The following is a 22533-nucleotide window of genomic DNA, read 5'->3' as shown; positions in this document are numbered from 1 at the left end:
CGATGAAGAAGAATATGACTAAATTTCATACCAATAAGGGAGCAGGTTATTTTATGATATTTTTCCTCCTGCTCTTTTTGCTGTTATTAGCCCGATTTTTTTACATACAATCAACAGGAACAGTTCATAATCAGGATTTAGATGCACTTGCTAAACAAAAGCATAGTAAAAAAGGAGTTCTTGAAGCGAACCGAGGAACTATTTATGATCAAAACGGTCATGTGTTAGCGCAAGACGCAAACTCTTATAAAATAGTAGCTGCGCTAAAAGGAGCTAACTCTGTTGAGAATAAAGAAGATACTGCAAAGGAAATTGCAGGAGTACTTGGAAAAGGCGAAGAGGATATTTTAGCTTCTTTAAATAAGGAAGGTAGAAGTCAAGTCGAATTTGGAACGTTAGGTAAGGATTTGACGAAAGAAAAGAAGGAACAAATAGAAGCGTTGAAGTTGCCGGGAATATCTTTTATTACAGAAAATGCAAGGGTGTATCCAAACGGTGATTTTGCATCTTACGTTATAGGTCATGCAAAACCAAATGAGAATGGAACCTCGGTAGGTCAATTTGGCATAGAGAAAAGCTTGGATAAATACTTAAGTGCTTCCAATGGAGAAGTAGCATATACAGGTGATCGTAAAGGTGTGTCCCTTGATGGTGGAAAAGTTAATGTAAAGGCACCTAAAAATGGAGATAACGCGTATTTGACAATTGATCAACGTGTCCAAAGTTATTTAGAAGATGCGATGAAAGCAGCAAGTAAGCAATATGAGCCAGAAAGTTTAATAGGGATTGTTGCAGATCCGAAAACCGGAAAAATATTAGCGATGTCTACTAAACCTAGTTATGACCCTAATGATCGCCAAATTAAATATTTCTTCAATGACGCAATTGCCAATGCATTTGAACCTGGATCAACAATGAAAATTTTCACGTTAGCGGCAGCTATTAATGAAGGTGTGTACAAAGGACAAGATTATTATCAATCTGGGACATATCAAGTCGGAAATAGGAAAATAAAAGATCATAACGGCGGTGCTGGTTGGGGCTCTATCACGTTTGATGAAGGGGTAGAGCGTTCTTCAAACGTAGCGTTTGCAATTTTAGGAGATCAAAAACTTGGTCCAGAACGTTTCCGAAAATATATTCATAGTTTTGGATTAGATGAAAAAACGAACATTGATTTATCAGGTGAAGGATCGAATACAATTTTATTTGATCAGCAAATACAACAAGTGACAACAGCTTTTGGACAAGGTTCCACTGTAACACCAATTCAGCTTGTACAAGCTGCAACGGCCATTGCAAATGATGGAAAAATGATGAAACCTTATGCAATTGATAAAATTGTAGACCCAATAACAGACAAAGTAAAATTAGAACATAAGCCAGAAGAAGTAGGAAAACCTGTTACAAAGGAAACAGCAGCGCAAGTAAGACAGTTATTAGAACGTGTTGTTACATCTCCGAAAGGTACAGGGACAGCTTATAAAATTGATGGATATTCAGTTGGTGGTAAAACAGGTACAGCGCAAATTCCGGATGGAAAAGGGGGCTATATGACAGGAAGACAGAATTATATATTCTCATTCTTAGGTATGGCACCAATGGACGATCCACAACTTGTTGTGTATGTAGCTGTTAAACAGCCGAAATTAAAAGATGATGAGAACGGTGCACAACCTTTAGCTGATATTTTTAAATATGTAACAAAAAATAGTTTAGAGTATTTAAAGATTAAGCCAAATGAAGTGAAAGATCCGAAAAAACATCTGAAAGAACAACAAACTACTGTTCCAGATGTAACTGGTAAAACGATGGCTGAAGCGGGGAAAGCGATTGATAAAGCAAAACTTCGTCCAATCGTACTAGGTGAAGGGAAAGTACAGCAACAAGTACCAAAAGCGACTGAACAAACATTAAAAGGCGACCGAGTCTTCTTGGTAGGAGATAAGCCTACAATGCCAAATATACAAGGATGGGCACTGCGTGATGTTATGAATTTAGCGAAGACATTACAGCTTAACTTGAAACCTTCTGGTACAGGATACGTAACAGAACAAAGTGTGGCGGAAGGAACATTATTACAACCTGGTACAGAATTAGGTGTCACACTCGTACCGCCACTCGAACCACAGCAAGAAGCAGAAAAGCCGTAATGGTAAAAGAGAATAAGTTCTAATTAAATAAGTACAAGCATATATTGGAACAAGCTAGGCGTAAGGGAGGCTTGTTCCGATATGCGTGTATCAAATGTAACAGTTAGAAAACGACTTATTTTTATACTTATATCAGGTATACTTATTTTCACTATTATCGATATTCGTCTTGGATATGTGCAATTTTTTCTTGGGAATATGTTAACGGATCGTGCGAAAGATTCATGGAGTCGTAATATTACTTTTGAACCCGAACGTGGGAAAATTTTAGACCGAAATGGTGTGGAACTTGCCACGAATAAAAGTGCTCCAACTGTCTTTGTTGTACCGAGGCAAATTGAAAAACCAGCAGAGACTGCAGAGAAGTTAGCTGCAGTATTAGGTGTGGAAAAAGATGAGATTTATAAAAGGATTACAAAAAAAGAATCAATTGTAAGGTTAGATAAAGGCGGAAGGAAAATATCACATGACAAAGCGAAAGAAGTACGAGGATTAAGTTTGAAGGGCGTGTATATCGCAGAGGATTCTATCCGGTACTATCCATTTGGAAACTTTTTATCACATGTATTAGGTTTTGCAGGTAGCGATAACCAAGGTCTTATGGGACTAGAGAAATATTATGATAAAGAGCTAAATGGGGACAAAGGTCATGTGCGTTTTTTTGCAGATGCGAAAGGACAAAGGATGCCTAATGTTGGTGATGATTTCAAAAAACCAGAAGCTGGTTTAAATTTAGGATTAACAATCGATGCGCGTATTACAAGGATTATGGAAAGAGAAATGAATATTGCGGAGTCAACTTATAATCCTGACGGTATGATTGCGATTGCAATGAATCCTAAAAATGGTGAAATTTTAGGCATGTCTAGTCGACCGAGTTTTGACCCAGCGGATTTTCAAAGTGTCTCTCCAGAAGTGTATAACAGAAATCTACCTGTATGGAGTACGTATGAGCCTGGTTCAACATTTAAGATCATTACATTAGCTGCAGCATTGAATGAAAATTTAGTAGACTTAGAGAAGGATACGTTTTATGATGATGGAGCAGCTGAAGTAGGTGGAGCTAGATTGAAATGCTGGAAAGCAGGAGGTCATGGCAGTCAAACGTTTTTAGAAGTCGTTCAAAACTCATGTAACCCGGGATTTATTGAACTTGGTGATCGCCTTGGTAAAGACCGATTATTTAAATACATTCGTAATTTTGGTTTTGGGCAGAAGACTGGAATTGACTTGCAAGGTGAAGGCAGTGGGATTTTATTTAATTTAGATAAAGTTGGTCCAGTAGAGCAAGCAACAACTTCATTCGGCCAAGGGGTTTCTGTTACACCGATTCAACAAGTAGCAGCTGTAGCGGCGGCTGTAAATGGTGGAACATTGTATCAGCCGTATATAGCTAAGGAGTTTATTGATCCGAAAAATAATCAAGTTGTTAGTAAAAAGACACCTGTTGAGAAAAGAAAAGTTATTTCCAAGGAAACTTCAGAAAAAGTTCGTTATGCATTAGAGAATGTTGTAGCGAAAGGTTCTGGTAAAGGTGCTTATATTGATGGGTATCGTGTAGGTGGAAAAACGGGTACTGCTCAAAAGGTGAAAGATGGTAAATATTTAGAGAATAATTATATAGTATCTTTTATCGGATTTGCTCCAGCGGATGATCCAGAGATTGTTGTGTATGTAGCTGTTGATAATCCAAAAGGGGTTACACAGTTTGGTGGAGTGGTAGCAGCTCCAATTGTCGGGAATATCCTTCGAGATGCGCTTCCTGTTATGGGAGTGAAACCGAGAAAAGAACAAGTTGAGAAAGAATATAAATGGGGCGATACACCAACTGTAGAAGTTCCGAATTTAATTGGAATGAAAAAGAAAGACTTACAAACACAACTCGTCGATTTGAAGCTTGATATAAGTGGAGATGGAGAGAAAGTAATTAAACAATCACCAGAAGCGGGAGCTAAAGTAAAAGAAGGCTCAAAAATTAGAATTTACTTCGGGAATTAAAGGTAACATAGTACGTTTTATGGTACAATTGGTGGAAGTGAGTTCTTTATAGAACAGTTACTTAATTTGAGACAGTAAGTGTCTCATTCATAAATAGGTCAGTAGCACTTACCTCCTTATATAGGAGGTAATGTGTTGCTTACTGAAAAAAGATAAATAAACAATGTAGAGAGGGTTTAGTGAAATGAAGTTGCATACACTTGTATCATGTTTGCATGATTTTCCAGTTGTTCCAAAAGAAAATCCAGAAATCACATCTATAGAAGCTGATTCACGTAAAGTGAAAGAGGGAAGCTTATTTGTATGTATGAAAGGATATACGGTTGATAGCCATGATTTTGCTAAGCAAGCAGCGGCACAAGGAGCGGCTGCTATTGTTGCGGAAAGACCAATTGATGTTGACGTTCCAGTTGTACTTGTGAAAAATACTTTTCGTTCGTTAGCGGTTTTAGCTGATTATTTTTATGGTCAACCGACACACAAGTTACATTTAATCGGAATTACAGGTACAAATGGAAAGACAACAACATCGCATATTATGGATGAGATTATGCGAGCGCATGGTCATAAAACAGGGCTAATTGGAACGATTAATATGAAAATCGGTGATGAAACATTTGAGGTGAAAAATACAACACCAGATGCACTAACACTTCAACAGACGTTTTCAAAAATGGTTGAACAAGGTGTGGACAGCACGGTAATGGAGGTCTCGTCACATGCGTTAGATCTTGGTCGTGTACACGGATGTGATTACGATGTAGCGGTGTTTACGAATTTAACACAAGATCATTTAGACTATCATAAAACGATGGAAGAATATAAACATGCAAAAGGGTTACTATTTGCACAGCTTGGCAATAGTTATAATCATAATCGTGAAAAGTACGCTGTGTTGAATAGCGATGATAATGTAACAGAAGAGTATATGAGAAGTACTGCAGCAACAGTTGTAACATATGGTATTGATACAACAAGTGACATTATGGCAAAAAATATCGTTATGACGAGTGGCGGGACTACATTTACGCTTGTCACACCATATGAAAGTGTAAATGTTACGATGAAATTAATAGGTAAATTTAATGTATATAACGTACTTGCAGCAACAGCAGCAGGACTTGTTTCGGGTGTGAAATTAGAAACAATCATTGCTGTTATAAAGGAACTAGCTGGGGTTCCAGGGCGTTTTGAAGTTGTTGATGGAGGGCAAAATTATACAGTTATTGTTGATTACGCACATACGCCGGATAGTTTAGAAAATGTATTAAAAACTGCAAAACAATTTGCAAAAGGTGATGTGTATTGTATCGTTGGTTGTGGCGGCGATAGGGACCGGACGAAGAGACCGATAATGGCAAGTGTTGCAACAAAATATGCAACTCATGCAATTTACACATCAGATAATCCAAGAAGTGAAGATCCAGCGGTTATTTTAGATGATATGGTACATGGTGCACGTGGAAATAATTATGAAGTGATTATTGATAGAAAAGAAGCGATACACCATGCAATCGCTAAAGCGAAAGCAGATGATATCATTATTATTGCTGGTAAGGGTCATGAAACGTATCAAATTATTGGTAAAGAAGTTCATCATTTTGATGATCGTGAAGTTGCAAAAGAAGCAATTACAGGGCGTTTAAACAACGAAGAGTAACAACGTGAGAGGAGGACTACATGTGCTTGAGCAAGGTTTATTAGTAACGGCTGGGGTAGCATTCTTAATTTCTGTTGCCCTTTCGCCATTGTTTATTCCATTTTTAAGAAAATTAAAGTTCGGACAGAGTATTCGTGATGAGGGACCGAAGTCACATCAAAAAAAATCAGGGACACCGACAATGGGTGGTATCGTCATATACGTATCTATGATGGTAACTTCACTTATTATGGCGATTAAGTTTAATCATTTAGGTGCAGAGGTTTCGTTATTACTATTAGTGACATTTGGTTACGGATTGATCGGATTTTTAGATGACTACATAAAGGTAGTTAAGAAGAGAAATCTTGGTTTAACATCAAAACAAAAATTAGTAGGTCAGCTTGTTATTGCTATTGCATTCTTTTTAATTGGAAAAGGGCAAGCGTTCCACACATACATCATGATTCCAGGAACGGATGTTAAGTTTGAATTAGGTTGGGCGTATTTTGTACTTGTACTATTTATGCTTATTGGTGGATCGAATGCAGTTAACTTAACTGACGGTTTAGATGGTTTATTATCAGGAACAGCTGCTATTGCATTTGGAGCATTTAGTATTATTGCTGTGGCACAAGAGCAATTTGGAGTAGCGATATTCTGTATGGCAGTTGTAGGAGCTGTACTTGGATTTTTAGTATTCAATGCGAATCCAGCAAAAGTGTTTATGGGAGATACAGGTTCATTAGCTTTAGGTGGAGCCATTGCAGCTGTAGCGATTTTATTAAAACAAGAATTGCTACTTGTAATTATTGGCGGAGTATTCGTAATGGAAACTTTATCGGTTATCATTCAGGTCATTTCATTTAAAACAACAGGAAAACGTGTCTTTAAAATGAGTCCATTACACCATCATTATGAATTATGTGGTTGGTCAGAGTGGCGTGTTGTTGTGACGTTTTGGTCTGCAGGATTTTTATTAGCTGTGTTAGGAATTTATATCGGGGTGTGGATGTAATTGAAAACTGTAACTGAATTTCAAAATAAGAATATTCTTGTATTAGGCATTGCAAAAAGTGGTTATGCAGCAGCTACATTGTTACAAAAGTTAGGGGCAAATGTTATTGTAAATGACGGAAAGCCTTTAGCAGAGAATGTACTTGCTGCAGAATTACAAGCAAAAGGAATGGACGTTGTATGCGGTGGACATCCTTTAGAATTATTAGAGAGAAATATTTCTCTTGTAGTAAAAAATCCAGGAATCCCGTATTCTAATCAAATACTAGTTGCTGCGAAAGAAAAGCAAATTCCGATTGTTACGGAAGTTGAATTAGCATATCGTATTTCAGAAGCACCATTTGTTGGGATTACGGGGTCTAACGGTAAAACGACGACGACAATGCTGACATTTGAAATGCTAAAAGAAGGACAAAAGCATCCTGTAATTGCAGGGAACATTGGAACTGTAGCGTGTGAAGTAGCACAGGATGCAAAAGAAAATGAAGTTGTAGTTACAGAACTTTCATCGTTTCAATTGATGGGAGTAGAATTGTTCCAACCTAAAATTGCTGCGTTTTTAAATTTATTTGAGGCCCACTTAGATTATCATGGGACGAAGAAAGAATATGGTTTAGCGAAAGCAAATATTTTTAAAAATCAAACAGAAAATGATTATAGTGTAATAAATGCGGATGATGCAGATGTGATGGCTTTGTCTGCGTATTCTAAAGGTCAAAAAATCCTGTTTTCGACAACGAAAGAAATTGAAGATGGCGCGTGTATAAAAGATAACGCTCTTTATTTCAAAGGTGAAAAAGTTGTTGAAGTAAGCGATATCGTTTTACCTGGTCAACATAATCTAGAAAATATTTTAGCTGCGATGAGTATTGCGAAATTATTAGGTACTTCTAATGAAGCAATTACGGTCGTGTTAAAACGTTTTACGGGTGTAAAACATCGTTTGGAATATGTAACAACGATTAACAACCGTAAGTTTTATAATGATTCAAAAGCAACGAATATGTTAGCGACTGAGAAAGCACTATCTGCGTTTACACAACCGATTGTGTTACTAGCAGGTGGGCTTGATCGAGGAAATGAATTCGATGATTTAATTCCGTATTTCAAAAATGTAAAAGCGATTGTAACATTTGGACAAACAGCTCCTAAACTAGTAAGAGCGGCAGAAAAAGCGGGATTAGATATAATTGAAAGTGTCGATACTTTAGATGAAGCAGTGGTGAAAGCTTATGCTCATTCTAAAGATGGTGATGTCGTTCTTCTTTCTCCAGCGTGTGCAAGCTGGGATCAATTTAAAACATTTGAAGAAAGAGGAGACATTTTTATACAAGCTGTGCATAAACTTATATAAAGTAAATCAAAACATCAGTAGGCTAACACCTACTGATGTTTTGTTACATAGGGCAAAAGGTTCTGCCTAAAGAGGTGGTGTTTGTGGGTAATGAAGAAAACGCCTGATTTTATTCTCATCATCGTAACACTTTCATTGTTGACAATCGGAATGATTATGGTTTATAGTGCGAGTGCAGTTTGGGCCTCTTATAAAATGGGGGACTCATTCTTTTTTGCAAAGAGACAATTACTGTTTGCGGGTCTTGGTGTAGTAGCTATGTTTTTTATTATGAAAATTGATTATTGGGTGTGGCGTACGTATTCAAAAGTGATTTTGCTAGTTTGCTTCATTCTTCTTATTCTCGTTCTTATTCCTGGAGTAGGTCTTGTTCGAGGAGGAGCACGAAGTTGGATTGGAATCGGTGCATTTTCGATTCAACCGTCAGAATTTATGAAGTTTGCGATGATTATTTTCTTGGCAAAGTTTTTAGCAGAACGGCAAAAATTGATTACATCTTTTAAACGTGGTTTATTACCGGCACTTAGTTTTGTGTTTCTTGCTTTTGGGATGATTATGTTACAACCAGACCTTGGGACAGGAACGGTAATGGTTGGGACATGTATCATTATGATATTTATTTCGGGAGCGAGGGTCTTTCACTTTGCAATGTTTGGTTTGATTGGTGTAGCAGGATTTATAGGGTTAATTGCATCAGCACCGTATCGAATGAAACGCATTACATCATATTTAGATCCGTGGTCAGATCCGCTCGGAAGTGGATTTCAAATTATCCAATCATTACTCGCAATTGGACCTGGTGGATTATTTGGGCTTGGACTTGGACAAAGTAGACAAAAATTCCTTTATTTACCTGAACCACAAACTGACTTTATATTTGCAATCTTATCCGAGGAATTAGGTTTTATTGGCGGTTCATTTGTGTTATTATTATTTAGTCTATTATTATGGCGCGGGATTCGTATCGCATTAGGAGCGCCAGATTTATATGGTACGTTTTTAGCAGTAGGTATTGTGGCGATGATTGCGATTCAAGTAATGATTAATGTTGGTGTTGTAACAGGACTGATGCCTGTTACGGGTATTACCTTGCCGTTTTTAAGTTATGGTGGATCAAGTTTGACATTAATGTTAATGGCAGTAGGTGTATTATTAAATATAAGTCGCCATTCTCGCTACTAAACCCTGTTTATAAGACAGGGTTTTTCGTATGTGTGTAAAAATGCAATATGTATATAGAAATAAATATAATGGAAATAAGAAGCGGAGGAGTTAGTAGTGCGTGTATTAGTGAGTGGTGGGGGTACTGGTGGTCATATTTATCCAGCTCTTGCTTTAATTAGAGAAATAAAAAAGTTAAATCCAGAAGCAAGATTTTTATATATTGGTACGGAAAATGGACTAGAGAGTACAATCGTTCCAAAAGCAGGTGTACCATTTCAATCTATTGTTATAAGTGGATTTAAACGAAAAATATCATTAGATAATGTGAAAACAGTAATGCGTTTTCTAAAAGGTGTACAGGATAGTAAACGATATATTCGTCGTTTTAATCCTGATATCGTAATTGGAACGGGTGGCTATGTATGTGGGCCAGTTGTATACGCTGCAGCCAAATTAGGTATTCCAACTATTGTACACGAACAAAATAGTGTACCAGGTGTAACGAATAAATTTTTAAGCCGTTATGTAAATAAAGTTGCTGTTTGTTTTGAAGCAGCTATAGAGCATTTTCCAGAGTCAAAAGTGGTAATGACAGGTAATCCGCGGGCATCAGAGGTAATGGATCAAAATGGAATGAAAGGGAAACGTTCAGTTGGGCTTTCTCTTCCTAAAAAGTCTGTACTTATATTTGGTGGAAGTCGTGGGGCTAGACCGATTAACGATGCCTTCGTTGAAGCAATTGAACAGTTTGGGAACAAAAGCTACGAAATACTATATGTAACAGGTGAAGTACATTATGACAAAGTGATGGAAGCCGTTAAGCAAAAAGGGAACCCAAGCAATGTTATTATTAAGCCGTTCATTCATAATATGCCAGAGGTACTAACTGGTGTAGACCTTGTTGTTTCAAGGGCTGGGGCAACAACACTTGCAGAATTAACAGCGTTAGGAAAACCAAGTGTGTTAATACCGAGTCCGTATGTAACCAATAATCATCAGGAAAAGAATGCACGTTCAGTTGTTGATAAAGGAGCGGCAAAAATGTTACTTGAAAAAGATTTAACAGCTGAAACACTTATTCGTGATATTGATGAGATTTTATTAGATGCACAAACATTACAAAATATGAAGCTAGCTGCTAAGCAACTAGGTATTCCAGATGCAGCAAATAAGCTGTATGAAGTAATGAATAAGCTTGTAAAAAAATAAAGTGAGGCTTTAATCAGTGGGGAGTGATTCTCTCTCATTGATTATTACCCTTCACTAATCGGATATTTACGGGCATCCCGATTCCGCCTACTTTCTTTGTTTCTACCGAATTTTGATTTAGGAGTCGTACTGCCCGTAAATAGAGGGATAACGTTAGGTGAACGCCCTGCATATTATTGTCATAAGGAGACTTAATATGGGGGAGATTGTCTATGGAACAATTAGTAAATGAGCTTATAGAAGCAGACGTTGGTCGTGTTTTAGTTAACGAGTCGTTAGCACGTTATACAACTATGAAAATAGGTGGACCAGCGGATATTTTAATTGTGCCAAAGCATGTAGCCGGTATTGAAAAAACATTACAGTTAGTAAAGCAATACAAAACGAAGTGGACTGTAATTGGGCGCGGTTCAAACCTTCTTGTATCTGATCAAGGCATAGAAGGTGTTGTTATTCGTTTAGGAGAAGGATTAGATCACTTAGAGGTCGAAAAACATAAGGTAAGAGTTGGTAGTGGATATCCTCTTATTAAATTGTCAACTTTACTTAGTCGTCAAGGGTTAGCTGGATTGGAGTTTGCAAGCGGTATTCCAGGAAGTGTCGGTGGTGCAGTATATATGAATGCAGGTGCACATAAATCAGATATATCGAGTGTATTATCGAAGGCTCTCATTCTGTTTGAAGACGGTACAATTGACTGGTTAACGAATAGAGAACTGGAGTTTTCTTATCGGGCATCTGTATTGCAAACGAAACGTCCTGGTATTGTTTTAGAGGCGGAGTTTCAATTACAGGCGGGAAAACGTGAAGAAATTGTACGTAGCATGCAAAATAATAAAGATTACCGCCGTGAAACGCAACCATGGAATTATCCGTGTGCAGGAAGTGTATTTCGGAATCCAATCCCACATTTTGCAGGAGATTTAGTAGAAAAAGCAGGGCTTCGTGGTTATAGGATTGGTGGAGCTCAAATTTCTGAAATGCATGGCAATTTTATTGTTAATACCGGGGGAGCTTCAGCGCAAGATGTATTGTCCTTAATTGAATTAATAAAACATACAATTAAGGATAAATTTGATGTAGATATGCACACAGAAGTAGAAATCATTGGAAGATAACGGTTATTCATTCCGCTCATTATCATTTATGTTATAATAAGAAGATAAGAACGGCATGAGGAACATGCCGTTCTTTATGTTACATAGGGGGATCGTACATGAATAATAGTAAAGTGATTAAACTACAAGATCGTGTACCAAAATTGAAAAATCAAAAGAAAAAAAACAAAAAAAATGTTAATCATCGATTGATTTTATACATATCAATTTTATTTTTATTAGTGCTCTTTTTAATTTATTTTCGGTCTCCGCTTAGTAATATAAAAAAGATTAGTGTGTTTGGAAATCACTATATGACGGATGAACAAGTAATGAAGGATTCGGGCGTGACATATGATACAAGTTATTTCCGAGTGACAGCACATAAAGCTGAAGAAAACTTAACGAAGCGAAAAGAAATTAAAGCAGTAAATGTAAAAAAACGTTTTCCAAACAAGATTGATATTCATATCGAAGAATATTTAACGATTGGTTATATAAATAAAGAGGGAAAATTACAACCGTTATTAGAGAATGGAAAAACGCTTGATGTACTACCTAATGGAAAACTTCCTGTTGCAGCACCGATTTTTGAACCTTTTAAAGAAGAGAAAATGAAGGAGTTAATCACTGAACTAGAAAAATTAACACCAGCTATTTTAAAATCTATTTCGGAAATTCGCTATTCACCAACGAATGCGAATGAAGATCATCTTACTTTATATATGAATGAGGGTTATGAAGTGAGCACTACGATTCGAAATTTCGCAAAACGTATGGAAACCTATCCGCTTATTTTAAAAACAATTGAGCCAGGTAAGAAGGTATTAATTGACTTAGAAGTAGGTGCATATACGAAAGAATTAGGTGTGGAAGAAAAAAAAGAATAGAATGGTAGTTTTCGCTGGTTATAGCAGAAAAAAACAGAACGAATGTTCTGTTATATGTATATGAATTTAGAAGAATGGTTCATTTGATGAAAAATATGTAAAAATTCTTAGATTCATACTAGTATTGGTACAAGTTTCACTTTTCTATGAGTACATCTTAGTGTAGACTTATACTTGGCGGTAAACTTTACACTCGAAATAGAATTATTTCAAGATAAGCAGTTATTCATAGTTTACTGCGATATTCTTAATTGAATGCTAAATAAAAATAAGAAAAATATAGGGTTAAAAAAGGGAAACGTATAAAGACGTTGAATATTTTTCTTATAAATAGTAAAGTTGCGATTGTTGTTCCATATATTGAGTTGTATGGTATAAATAAAGAAGGAGGTGCCAAAGAATGAACAGCAATGAAATATATGTTAGTCTTGACATCGGTACATCCAATGTTAAAGTCATCATTGGTGAAATGGTTAATGACAGCTTAAACATTATTGGTGTTGGAAATGTAAAATCAAATGGTTTAAAGAAGGGATCGATAGTTGATATAGATGAGACTGTTCGATCAATTAAAAAAGCAATTGAACAAGCTGAGCGCATGGTGGGAATCCACATTGAGCAAGTTGTAGTAGGTGTCAATGCAAACCAGGTACAGCTACTTCCTTGTCACGGAGTAGTCGCTGTTTCAAATGAAGATCGTGAAATCGGGAATGAAGATGTCTTACGCGTTCTAGATGCAGCACAAGTTGTGTCAATTGCTCCAGAACGTGAGTTTATTGATGTGGTACCTCGACAGTTCATCGTAGACGGTCTTGACGAGATTAACGATCCACGCGGGATGATCGGTGTAAGATTAGAAATGGAAGGTACACTTATTACAGGCTCGAGAACTTTACTACATAACCTACTTCGTTGTGTAGAAAAAGCAGGTCTTGAAATTGTTGATATTTGTCTTCAACCTTTAGCGGCTGCAACAGTTGCTATATCTTCAGATGAAAAAAATAGAGGAGTAGCCCTTGTTGATATGGGGGGAGGATCTACAACTTTATCTATTTTTAAAGATGGAGAGTTACAAGCGACGAGCGTATTACCATTAGGTGGAGACCATATAACGAAAGATATTGCGATTGGGTTGAAAACTTCAACAGAAAATGCAGATCAAATTAAGTTGAAATATGGACATGCTTTTTATGATACAGCATCTGAAGAAGAGATGTTTACGGTTCCTATTATGGGAAGCGACCAAACAGAACAATATTCTCAGTTGGAATTATCGGATATAATAGAGGCTCGTGTAGAGGAAATTTTAATGTTTGTTCAAGATGAAGTGCGTAAGTTAGGAGTAAAGCAAGTGGCTTCTGGTTATGTACTAACTGGCGGAATTGCTTCTATGCCAGGTGTTCTTGATCTTGCATATGATATTTTACATGAAAATGTTCGTGTAGCAACTCCTGATTATATTGGTGTGCGTGAGCCCCAATATACAAGTGGAGTTGGATTAATTAAACATTCTTATCAAAAAGCTAAATTACGTGGGAAAAATGTGCAGGAAAAGCAAGAGCATTTTGAACCAGCACCAGCACCAACGCCGGTACAACAGCAACCCGCGAAACAAAAAACTCGTAATCAAAACAATAATAATCAAAATGATGACCGCATGATGTCAAAAGTAAAACGTGTATTCCGTTATTTATGGGATTAAAATTGGACACGAAAAATGAGGTTCTAGGGGGATTTCGACATGTTAGAGTTTGATACTACTCAAGATCAATTAGCGAATATAAAAGTTATCGGTGTCGGCGGTGGCGGAAACAATGCTGTAAACCGTATGATTGAACACGGTGTACAAGGTGTAGACTTTATCGCTGTGAACACTGATGCACAAGCATTAAATCTATCAAAAGCTGAAACAAAAATGCAAATTGGTGGAAAATTAACGCGTGGACTTGGTGCAGGTGCAAACCCTGAAGTAGGGAAAAAAGCTGCAGAAGAAAGTAAAGAACAGATCCAAGAAGCACTTCGTGGTGCGGATATGGTCTTCGTAACTGCTGGTATGGGCGGTGGAACTGGAACTGGTGCAGCTCCAGTTGTTGCTCAAGTTGCAAAAGAATTAGGTGCTTTAACAGTTGGTGTTGTAACACGTCCATTTACTTTTGAAGGACGTAAGCGTGCGACGCAAGCAGCATCTGGTATTGCAGCATTTAAAGAAAATGTAGATACTCTTATTGTAATTCCAAATGATCGTTTATTAGAGATTGTTGATAAAAATACGCCAATGTTAGAAGCATTCCGTGAAGCTGATAACGTATTACGTCAAGGTGTTCAAGGTATTTCGGATTTAATTGCAACGCCAGGTTTAATTAACTTAGACTTTGCAGACGTAAAGACAATTATGTCTAATAGAGGTTCTGCTTTAATGGGTATTGGTTCTGGTAACGGGGAAAATCGTGCTGCAGAAGCTGCGAAAAAAGCGATTTCAAGTCCATTACTAGAAACATCTATTGATGGAGCTCAAGGTGTTATCATGAACATTACGGGTGGCGCTAACTTAAGCTTATATGAAGTACAAGAAGCGGCAGATATCGTAGCTTCAGCTTCAGATCCAGAAGTAAATATGATCTTCGGTTCTGTTATTAACGAAGGATTAAAAGATGATATCGTTGTAACTGTAATTGCAACTGGTTTTGATGATAGCATTGCAACTCAACCACCAAAACCAATTATCCGTCCGAATGCGAACCACACGCAACAACAGCAACAACCAGTAGCTCAACCTTCAAAACAGCGTGAAGTAAAACGCGAAATGAAGCGTGAAGAGCCAGTTGTACATGAGCGTCATTCAGATTCAGATGATATCGATATTCCAGCATTTTTACGTAACCGTCGTAGACGATAAAAAAAGGAGCTTTCATGCTCCTTTTTTGTTTTTTAAATGGAAAAGACCTGCTAAGCAGGTCTTTTTTTATTTCGTATATTTCAATATATTTTGTTGGTGAAAATAAGAGTATATCATTCTATGAATTTGTACTTTTATTTTTTACCGACAGATTATGTCTAGAAATCACAAAATAACAAAAAAACACCTCCGCAAATTGACACACTTTCCTATTGGATATGCATTATACTAGTCTCAACTTGAAAAAAGAGGTGAATTGTTTGGTTGTTTACGCCGACGTTGTTTGGTTGTTAAACGCCTGCATTGATTTTCTTTTGCTTTTATTAACAGCTACCGTGTTAAAAAAGAAAATCCAAAGATGGAGGCTTGTGCTAGGGGCATTTATAGGTTCAACTATTGTTATTTTTGCCTTTACTCCTTTTGCTTCTATGATGACACATCCAATTATGAAACTACTGTACTCGTTACTTATTGTGTATACAGCATTTGGGTTTACAACATTTAGAGATTATGCACAAACTGTTTTTACTTTTTACTTTGTAACCTTTATGGTTGGCGGAGGATTAATTGGAACTCATTTCTTTTTGCAAACGAATGAAATGGTAAATGGATTGGTTCAATCTCAGTCAATTTCTTACGGTGATCCAATTAGTTGGTTATTTGTTATTTTTGGTTTTCCAGTAATTTATTATTTTTCTAAAAAGCGTATTGAAAGCGTAGAGGTCACGAAAATACACTATGATCAAATTGTGAAAGTAAAAATTCAATTAGCCGAAGAAGAACTAGAACTGGCAGGCCTTATTGACAGTGGGAACCAACTTTACGACCCATTAACCAAAACACCCGTTATGATTATGCATGTTTCATCATTAGAACATTGCTTACCATCTTGGTTAACAGAGCAAATTTATTCCAAAACAGAAATTCCTCAAATACCAGAAAATGATTCTGGTTGGGCGACCAAATTACGCTTAATTCCTTTCCGTGCAGTAGGAGTAGAGAGTCAATTTTTGTGGGCAATTAAGCCTGACAGTGTGCAAGTTGACCATGAAGGTAGTTCTATTGTTGTAAACAAAGTATTAATTGGATTAAATACACAACAGCTGTCTACTAATGGGGAGTATCAATGTATTGTGCATCCAAAAATGTTGATTTCACAAAAAATGGTGATCGCTTAATAATGAGAGGCGGGATAATATGATGAAATTAAAATTTTATTTAGTATACCTTTGGTATAAAGTATTGCTGAAATTAGGAATTAAGACCGATGAAATTTATTATATTGGTGGAAGCGAAGCGTTGCCACCACCGTTAACAAAAGAAGAAGAGGAAGTTCTTTTGAATAAATTGCCAAAAGGAGATCAGGCAGCAAGGTCATTACTCATTGAACGTAACTTAAGGCTCGTTGTATATATAGCAAGAAAGTTTGAAAATACAGGGATAAATATTGAAGATTTGATTAGTATAGGAACAATCGGCCTTATTAAAGCTGTAAATACATTTAATCCGGAAAAGAAAATAAAATTAGCAACATATGCATCTCGTTGTATAGAAAATGAAATTTTAATGCATTTACGTCGAAATAACAAAAATCGTTCGGAAGTTTCTTTTGATGAACCGCTAAACATTGATTGGGATGGGAATGAACTGTTATTGTCTGACGTGTTAGGTACAGATGATGATATTATTACAAAAGATTTAGAAGCTACTGTAGATCGTCACCTTTTAATGAAAGCATTACACCAATTAAATGATCGTGAAAAACAAATTATGGAACTTCGGTTTGGGCTTGCTGGAGGAGAGGAAAAGACGCAAAAAGATGTGGCTGATATGCTTGGGATTTCACAGTCATACATTTCGCGTTTAGAAAAAAGAATTATAAAAAGATTACGAAAAGAATTTAATAAAATGGTGTAAAGAATAAGACCAGCCGTTATGTAGGCTGGTCTTATTCTATTTAGTTGTATTAGGAAAGATAATTTAAATAACAAATCGTGAAAAAACCACATGCATAAAATCCCCTTCAAAGGAAATACTTTACACTGTACAGCAACTCCCGATAGGAGGGAACACTTTGACGAGAAACAAAGTAGAAATTTGCGGTGTTGATACAGCTAAACTTCCAGTATTAAAAAATGAAGAGATGCGTAAATTATTTCGTGAAATGCAAAGTGGAGAGATAAGCGCAAGAGAAAAATTAGTGAATGGAAACTTACGTCTTGTACTGAGCGTCATCCAAAGATTTAATAACAGAGGAGAATATGTTGACGATTTATTTCAAGTTGGTTGCATCGGACTTATGAAATCAATTGATAATTTTGATTTAGGCCAAAATGTAAAATTTTCAACGTATGCTGTGCCGATGATTATTGGGGAAATACGCAGATATTTGCGTGATAATAATCCGATTCGCGTATCGCGCTCATTGCGAGATATTGCGTATAAAGCTTTGCAAGTAAGAGAAAAGTTGATTGCAGAAAATTCAAAAGAACCAACAGCAATGGATATTGCAAAAGTGCTAGAAGTAACTCATGAAGAGATAGTATTTGCTTTAGATGCGATTCAAGACCCAGTTTCATTATTTGAACCAATTTATAATGATGGAGGAGATCCTATCTTTGTTATGGATCAGTTAAGTGATGAAAAACAAAAGGACGAGCAGTGGGTTGAAGAATTAGCATTGAAAGAAGGAATGAAGCGTTTAAATGATAGAGAGAAAATGATTATTAGAAAACGTTTCTTCCAAGGAAAGACACAGATGGAAGTTGCAGAAGAAATTGGGATTTCGCAAGCGCAAGTATCACGTTTAGAGAAGTCAGCCATTAAACAAATGAATAAAACGATTCAAGGATAAGGTCTCACCAATTATGGTGAGACCTTTTTATATGTAATATAGTTTGTGCTCATAGTAGGGGATTAGTGTTCATATAATGAAACTAGTATGGTGTTTCGTATAGGTGGCTTCCTGTAAATATGAGAAACAGTTTCCAATTCGTCATATAAGGGAGAGGATAAAAATGGTGATACGAATTTCAGAGTTACAGATGAAGGATGTTATAAATATTTCAGATGGAAAAAGGATTGGGAATATTGGAGATATTGAAATTGATATGAACACAGGGAAAGTTTGTTCTGTTATTATTTCCAAACAGACACGTATGCTAGGTATTTTTGGAAAAGATGTTGAGATTGTAATTCCTTGGAAGGAAATTGTGAAGATTGGAGAGGATGTCATACTTGTAAGAGTAAATCCTGTTAATACTGTAACAGAATCAATACAAACACCGACAATTTCATAAAGAATATTACAAATTCCTCTTTTTTTTCTGTTAGGATTATGAAAAAATAAAAGTATGGTAAAATAGACAGGAAGTACCATGCTTTTTTCTGTTATTTTAATTAAAAGGAGCCGCTTTATTATGAGAGAACCATTTAAATATGTGGACGGTATACTGTATTTACAAGCGTGGAAAGAACTTGGAAACATTACTGCTGGATTTACGACAAAAGATGGTGGGATAAGTACGGGCTCCTTTCATACGATGAATTTAGGATTACATGTGAATGATATCGTGGAGAACGTTCATGAAAACAGACGCATTTTAGCAAATAAGTTACAAAAACCATTAGAAAACTGGATTTGCTCTGAACAAGTTCATGCTCATCATGTTGAAAAAGTAGGGCAACAGGAAAAGGGAAGTGGCGTCTATTCATATGAGGACGGCATTTCAAAAACAGATGGCATTTATACGAGTAATGAAGATGTTCTGTTAACGTCTTGTTACGCGGATTGTGTTCCGCTCTATTTTTATGCACCATCACATGGTATGATAGGACTTGCGCATGCTGGATGGAAAGGCACTGTACAAGAGATTGCAAAGGAAATGATTCAAAAGTGGGATGCAGAAGGTATTTCAAGTGATGAAATTCATGTTGCAATTGGGCCGTCGATCGGATCTTGTTGTTATGTTGTGGATGATCGTGTATTAACAGCAGCACAGGAAGTAGTTAGCGGTGCTGTTCCTCATCAAAAAATTTCTGACGGGCAGTACGCAATTAATTTAAAAGAAATTAATCGTATATTATGTGTACAAGCAGGCATAAAAGAAGAGCATATTGTAATGTCATCTCTTTGTACAAGCTGTGAAGAGCAACTATTTTTCTCTCATCGTCGTGATCAAGGTAAGACAGGAAGAATGTTGAGTTTCATAGGTTTTAAGGAGGAAGGAAGCAAGTGACAGTACAAGAAAATTTAGTAATTGTAAACGAAGCTATTAAAGAATCTTGCGCTCGAGCTGGACGTTCGTTGCAAGATATTAAACTTGTTGCAGTTACAAAAACTGTAGGGATTGAAAAAACAAACGAAGTAATTGAAGCTGGAATTATCGATTTAGGTGAAAATAGAAATGAAGGTTTCTTACAGAAATACGAGCATTTCGGTTCAAAAGTTAATTGGCACTTTATTGGCTCATTACAAACGAGAAAAGTAAAAGAAATTATTAATGAAATTGATTATTTACATTCGTTAGATCGTCTTTCCCTGGCGAAAGAAATTCAGAAACGTGCTGATAAGAAAGTAAAATGCTTTATTCAAGTGAAAACCTCATCTGAAGAATCGAAGCAAGGATTGGCAATAGAAGAGGTTGTTTCTTTTATTCAAAGTTTGCAAGAATTCGATAAAATTGAAGTGGTTGGACTAATGACGATGGCTCCATTTACAGAAGAAGAGGAAGAAATCAGACGCTGTTTTAAGGAATTACGTATGCTGCAAACAGAGGTGCAGGAGCTAGAGTTATTACATGCGCCATGTAAAGAATTATCAATGGGAATGTCCAACGATTACACGATTGCAATTGAAGAAGGGGCTACATATATTCGTTTGGGAACGATTTTAGTAGGAAAAGCGTAAAAGGAAGGAGAATCTTATTATGAGTTGGTCAAAAGTAAAATACTTCTTTTTTGATACACCGGAAGAAAAAGAAGCAGCTCAATATGGTTATGAAAAGGAGCAAACAGACATGAAAAAGCAGCAAGATCCACCAGAACAACAAGACGTTACGTTTCCGAAAGCACAACCGAAGCAAAATGTTGTTAGTATTGAAACAGCAAAACAATCTTCAAAAGTTGTTTTATTAGAACCACGCACATATTCGGAAGCGCAAGGGATTGCGGACCACTTAAAAGGTAGACGAGCTGTTGTAATTAATTTGCAGAGAATGTCTACTGATCAAGCGGTGCGTATCGTTGACTTTTTAAGTGGTACTGTATACGCTATAGGCGGGGACATTCAAAAAATAGGACCGAAAACATTTATGTGTACACCTGAAAATGTAGATATTGTTGGTGCAATTTCAGAGTTATTCGGTGAAGAAGAAGAAACAAATATAAAGAGGTGGTAATACGCCATGACAACAGTTTTTATAGTGTTAAGTTATGCTATCGAGATTTACTCGTGGGCACTTATTATTTACATTCTCCTATCATGGTTTCCTGGTGCAAAGGAATCATCTTTTGGAGAGTTCCTGGCACGTATTTGTGAACCGTATTTAGAACCATTCCGCCGCTTTATTCCGCCGCTTGGAATGATTGATATTTCTCCAATCGTTGCAATCTTTGCGTTGAAACTTGCTAAAACTGGTTTGTTCAGTTTATTAAGCTATTTCTTATAGTAAGAAGGTAAATACATGAGCATCTACGAACATTTTAGGCCTGATGAGGAGGTCTTTGTGGATAAAGTGCTAGAGTGGAAGCGAGCGGCGGAGTACCATCAAGTGAAGTTAACGGATTTTCTTGATCCTAGGCAACAACAAATTGTTTCTATGGTAATAGGACAAGGTGATGTTGCTGTGCAATTTGGTGGTGCAACGCCTAATGCAGAGCGTAAAAGAGCACTTATTTATCCAGACTATCTAGAATTAAATGAAGAAGAATTTCAAGTAGAAGTATTAGAAATTGACTATCCTTCCAAGTTTTATACGCTAGAACATAGGCAAATATTAGGTACATTTATGTCTCTTGGTTTAACAAGAGAAAAATGTGGTGATATTTTGCTGCAAGAAAATCGTGCCCAAATTGTAGTTGCGAAAGAAATTGTATCGTATATTGAGATGAACTTACAATCAATAGGGAAAGTAAAAGTCTCTTTAGCGTCAGTGCAAGGAGAAAAAATTCTACAGATACATGAAACGTGGGGAGAGAAATCTGGAACGGTTTCTTCACTTCGTTTAGATGTTATGTTAGCTGAAATGTTACATTTATCTAGACAGAAAGTACAACCTTTCATAAAAAATGGTTTAGTAAAAGTCAATTGGAAAACAGTGGAGCAAACTTCGTATGAATGTTATCCAGGAGATGTTTTTTCTGTTAGAGGATATGGCCGAAGTAAATTATTTTCTGTAGAAGGTAGAACAAAACGCGACAAATGGAGAATTTTGTATGGTATACTAAAATGATTGGTTTTTTAGAAGGAAATCCTCCTATTTTGTCGAAGAAAAGATATAATTGAAAGAGGAAATTTAGATAACTACTTGGAGGTGGCGTTGTGCCGTTAACACCATTAGATATTCATAACAAAGAATTTGGTCGCGGATTCCGTGGCTATGATGAAGATCAAGTAAATGAGTTTCTTGATCAAATTATCAAAGATTATGAATTGGTCATTCGTGAGAAAAAAGCTTTAGAAGAAAAAGTTGCGCAGTTAGAAGGGAAGTTAGATCATTTCTCTAATATTGAAGATACGTTAAACAAATCTATCGTTGTTGCACAAGAAGCAGCGGAAGAAGTAAAACGTAATGCGCAAAAAGAAGCGAAATTAATTGTGCGTGAAGCTGAAAAGAATGCTGATCGTATTATTAACGAAGCATTAGTAAAATCAAGAAAAGTTGCTTTTGATATTGAAGAGCTAAAGAAACAAGCGAAAGTATTCCGAACTCGTTTCCGTATGTTATTAGAAACACAGCTTGAGATGTTAAACAACGATGATTGGGATAAACTAATTGAATTAGAAGACGAAGTAGATGAACTGTTGAAAAAAGAAGAAACAGTGTAAGCTTGACGTTTTTCTCATTATTACATATAATTTTAAACAACATATTTATTAAGAAAAACGAAGATAGG

At 36.4% G+C, this 22533-nt stretch carries 21 protein-coding genes and 1 other annotated feature (1 of these 22 only partly in view); all 21 genes read left to right on the top strand.

Features of this window, described 5'->3' with window-relative positions:
- The first annotated feature begins 2 nt into the window (after window positions 1-2).
- Window positions 3-2153 (top strand): penicillin-binding protein, encoded by a 2151-nt coding sequence (locus F3I02_RS11345; protein WP_483862135.1) that lies wholly within the window; start codon window positions 3-5, stop codon window positions 2151-2153.
- A gap of 81 nt (window positions 2154-2234) precedes the next feature.
- Window positions 2235-4151, top strand: a complete 1917-nt coding sequence (locus tag F3I02_RS11340) for a stage V sporulation protein D (RefSeq protein ID WP_001266234.1) — start codon at window positions 2235-2237, stop codon at window positions 4149-4151.
- Between the two features lie 184 nt (window positions 4152-4335).
- Window positions 4336-5811: a UDP-N-acetylmuramoyl-L-alanyl-D-glutamate--2,6-diaminopimelate ligase gene (murE, locus tag F3I02_RS11335; RefSeq protein ID WP_000766317.1), complete on the top strand. Its 1476-nt coding sequence runs from the start codon at window positions 4336-4338 to the stop codon at window positions 5809-5811.
- 22 nt (window positions 5812-5833) lie between these two features.
- Entirely contained in the window at window positions 5834-6808 is a 975-nt protein-coding gene (mraY, locus tag F3I02_RS11330; RefSeq protein ID WP_000893057.1) for a phospho-N-acetylmuramoyl-pentapeptide-transferase, read from the top strand.
- The gene (gene murD, locus F3I02_RS11325) at window positions 6809-8161 is read left to right on the top strand and encodes a UDP-N-acetylmuramoyl-L-alanine--D-glutamate ligase (protein ID WP_000860130.1); all 1353 of its coding nucleotides are present in this window, start codon (window positions 6809-6811) and stop codon (window positions 8159-8161) included. It abuts the gene before it with no gap.
- Window positions 8162-8251: 90 nt separating this feature from the next.
- Window positions 8252-9343 (top strand): stage V sporulation protein E, encoded by a 1092-nt coding sequence (spoVE, locus tag F3I02_RS11320; RefSeq protein ID WP_000753519.1) that lies wholly within the window; start codon window positions 8252-8254, stop codon window positions 9341-9343.
- A 96-nt stretch (window positions 9344-9439) separates the two neighbouring features.
- Window positions 9440-10534 carry an undecaprenyldiphospho-muramoylpentapeptide beta-N-acetylglucosaminyltransferase gene (gene murG / locus F3I02_RS11315; RefSeq protein ID WP_001265422.1) on the top strand — a complete coding sequence of 365 codons (1095 nt, stop codon included), beginning with the start codon at window positions 9440-9442 and terminating at the stop codon, window positions 10532-10534.
- 212 nt (window positions 10535-10746) lie between these two features.
- Complete coding sequence (gene murB / locus F3I02_RS11310) at window positions 10747-11652, top strand: UDP-N-acetylmuramate dehydrogenase (RefSeq protein ID WP_000437029.1); 906 nt, start codon at window positions 10747-10749, stop codon at window positions 11650-11652.
- 98 nt (window positions 11653-11750) lie between these two features.
- Window positions 11751-12521 carry a cell division protein DivIB gene (gene divIB / locus F3I02_RS11305; protein ID WP_001065790.1) on the top strand — a complete coding sequence of 257 codons (771 nt, stop codon included), beginning with the start codon at window positions 11751-11753 and terminating at the stop codon, window positions 12519-12521.
- A gap of 400 nt (window positions 12522-12921) precedes the next feature.
- Window positions 12922-14223: a cell division protein FtsA gene (gene ftsA / locus F3I02_RS11300; RefSeq protein WP_196478006.1), complete on the top strand. Its 1302-nt coding sequence runs from the start codon at window positions 12922-12924 to the stop codon at window positions 14221-14223.
- Window positions 14224-14262: 39 nt separating this feature from the next.
- Window positions 14263-15417 carry a cell division protein FtsZ gene (gene ftsZ / locus F3I02_RS11295; RefSeq protein WP_000888984.1) on the top strand — a complete coding sequence of 385 codons (1155 nt, stop codon included), beginning with the start codon at window positions 14263-14265 and terminating at the stop codon, window positions 15415-15417.
- Between the two features lie 260 nt (window positions 15418-15677).
- Window positions 15678-16595: a sigma-E processing peptidase SpoIIGA gene (gene spoIIGA, locus F3I02_RS11290; RefSeq protein WP_196478005.1), complete on the top strand. Its 918-nt coding sequence runs from the start codon at window positions 15678-15680 to the stop codon at window positions 16593-16595.
- 19 nt (window positions 16596-16614) lie between these two features.
- A complete protein-coding gene (gene sigE / locus F3I02_RS11285) occupies window positions 16615-17334 on the top strand; it encodes an RNA polymerase sporulation sigma factor SigE (RefSeq protein WP_000976948.1) in 720 nt (239 codons plus the stop codon).
- Window positions 17335-17491: 157 nt separating this feature from the next.
- Window positions 17492-18271: an RNA polymerase sporulation sigma factor SigG gene (gene sigG, locus F3I02_RS11280; RefSeq protein ID WP_000197755.1), complete on the top strand. Its 780-nt coding sequence runs from the start codon at window positions 17492-17494 to the stop codon at window positions 18269-18271.
- 163 nt (window positions 18272-18434) lie between these two features.
- A complete protein-coding gene (locus tag F3I02_RS11275) occupies window positions 18435-18716 on the top strand; it encodes a YlmC/YmxH family sporulation protein (RefSeq protein ID WP_000236748.1) in 282 nt (93 codons plus the stop codon).
- 120 nt (window positions 18717-18836) lie between these two features.
- Complete coding sequence (gene pgeF, locus F3I02_RS11270; RefSeq protein ID WP_001209016.1) at window positions 18837-19655, top strand: peptidoglycan editing factor PgeF; 819 nt, start codon at window positions 18837-18839, stop codon at window positions 19653-19655.
- Window positions 19652-20326, top strand: coding sequence for a YggS family pyridoxal phosphate-dependent enzyme (locus tag F3I02_RS11265; RefSeq protein ID WP_000218005.1), 675 nt, complete (start codon window positions 19652-19654; stop codon window positions 20324-20326). Before pgeF ends, F3I02_RS11265 begins: the two co-directional genes overlap by 4 nt.
- A gap of 19 nt (window positions 20327-20345) precedes the next feature.
- Window positions 20346-20816, top strand: a complete 471-nt coding sequence (locus F3I02_RS11260) for a cell division protein SepF (RefSeq protein ID WP_000119129.1) — start codon at window positions 20346-20348, stop codon at window positions 20814-20816.
- A 6-nt stretch (window positions 20817-20822) separates the two neighbouring features.
- Entirely contained in the window at window positions 20823-21086 is a 264-nt protein-coding gene (locus F3I02_RS11255) for a YggT family protein (RefSeq protein ID WP_000214233.1), read from the top strand.
- A gap of 15 nt (window positions 21087-21101) precedes the next feature.
- Window positions 21102-21869, top strand: a complete 768-nt coding sequence (locus F3I02_RS11250) for a YlmH family RNA-binding protein (protein ID WP_002164155.1) — start codon at window positions 21102-21104, stop codon at window positions 21867-21869.
- Between the two features lie 89 nt (window positions 21870-21958).
- On the top strand, window positions 21959-22465 hold the full coding sequence (gene divIVA / locus F3I02_RS11245; RefSeq protein WP_001131611.1) for a septum site-determining protein DivIVA: 507 nt from the start codon (window positions 21959-21961) through the stop codon (window positions 22463-22465).
- 51 nt (window positions 22466-22516) lie between these two features.
- Window positions 22517-22533: a binding site (T-box leader), on the top strand; it runs 207 nt beyond the window's last position.

This window comes from Bacillus sp. SRB3LM, assembly GCF_015712745.1.
GTDB lineage: Bacteria > Bacillota > Bacilli > Bacillales > Bacillaceae_G > Bacillus_A > Bacillus_A thuringiensis_K.
Note: the sequence above shows the minus strand (reverse complement) of the source record. Positions and strands in the feature narration are given on the sequence as shown.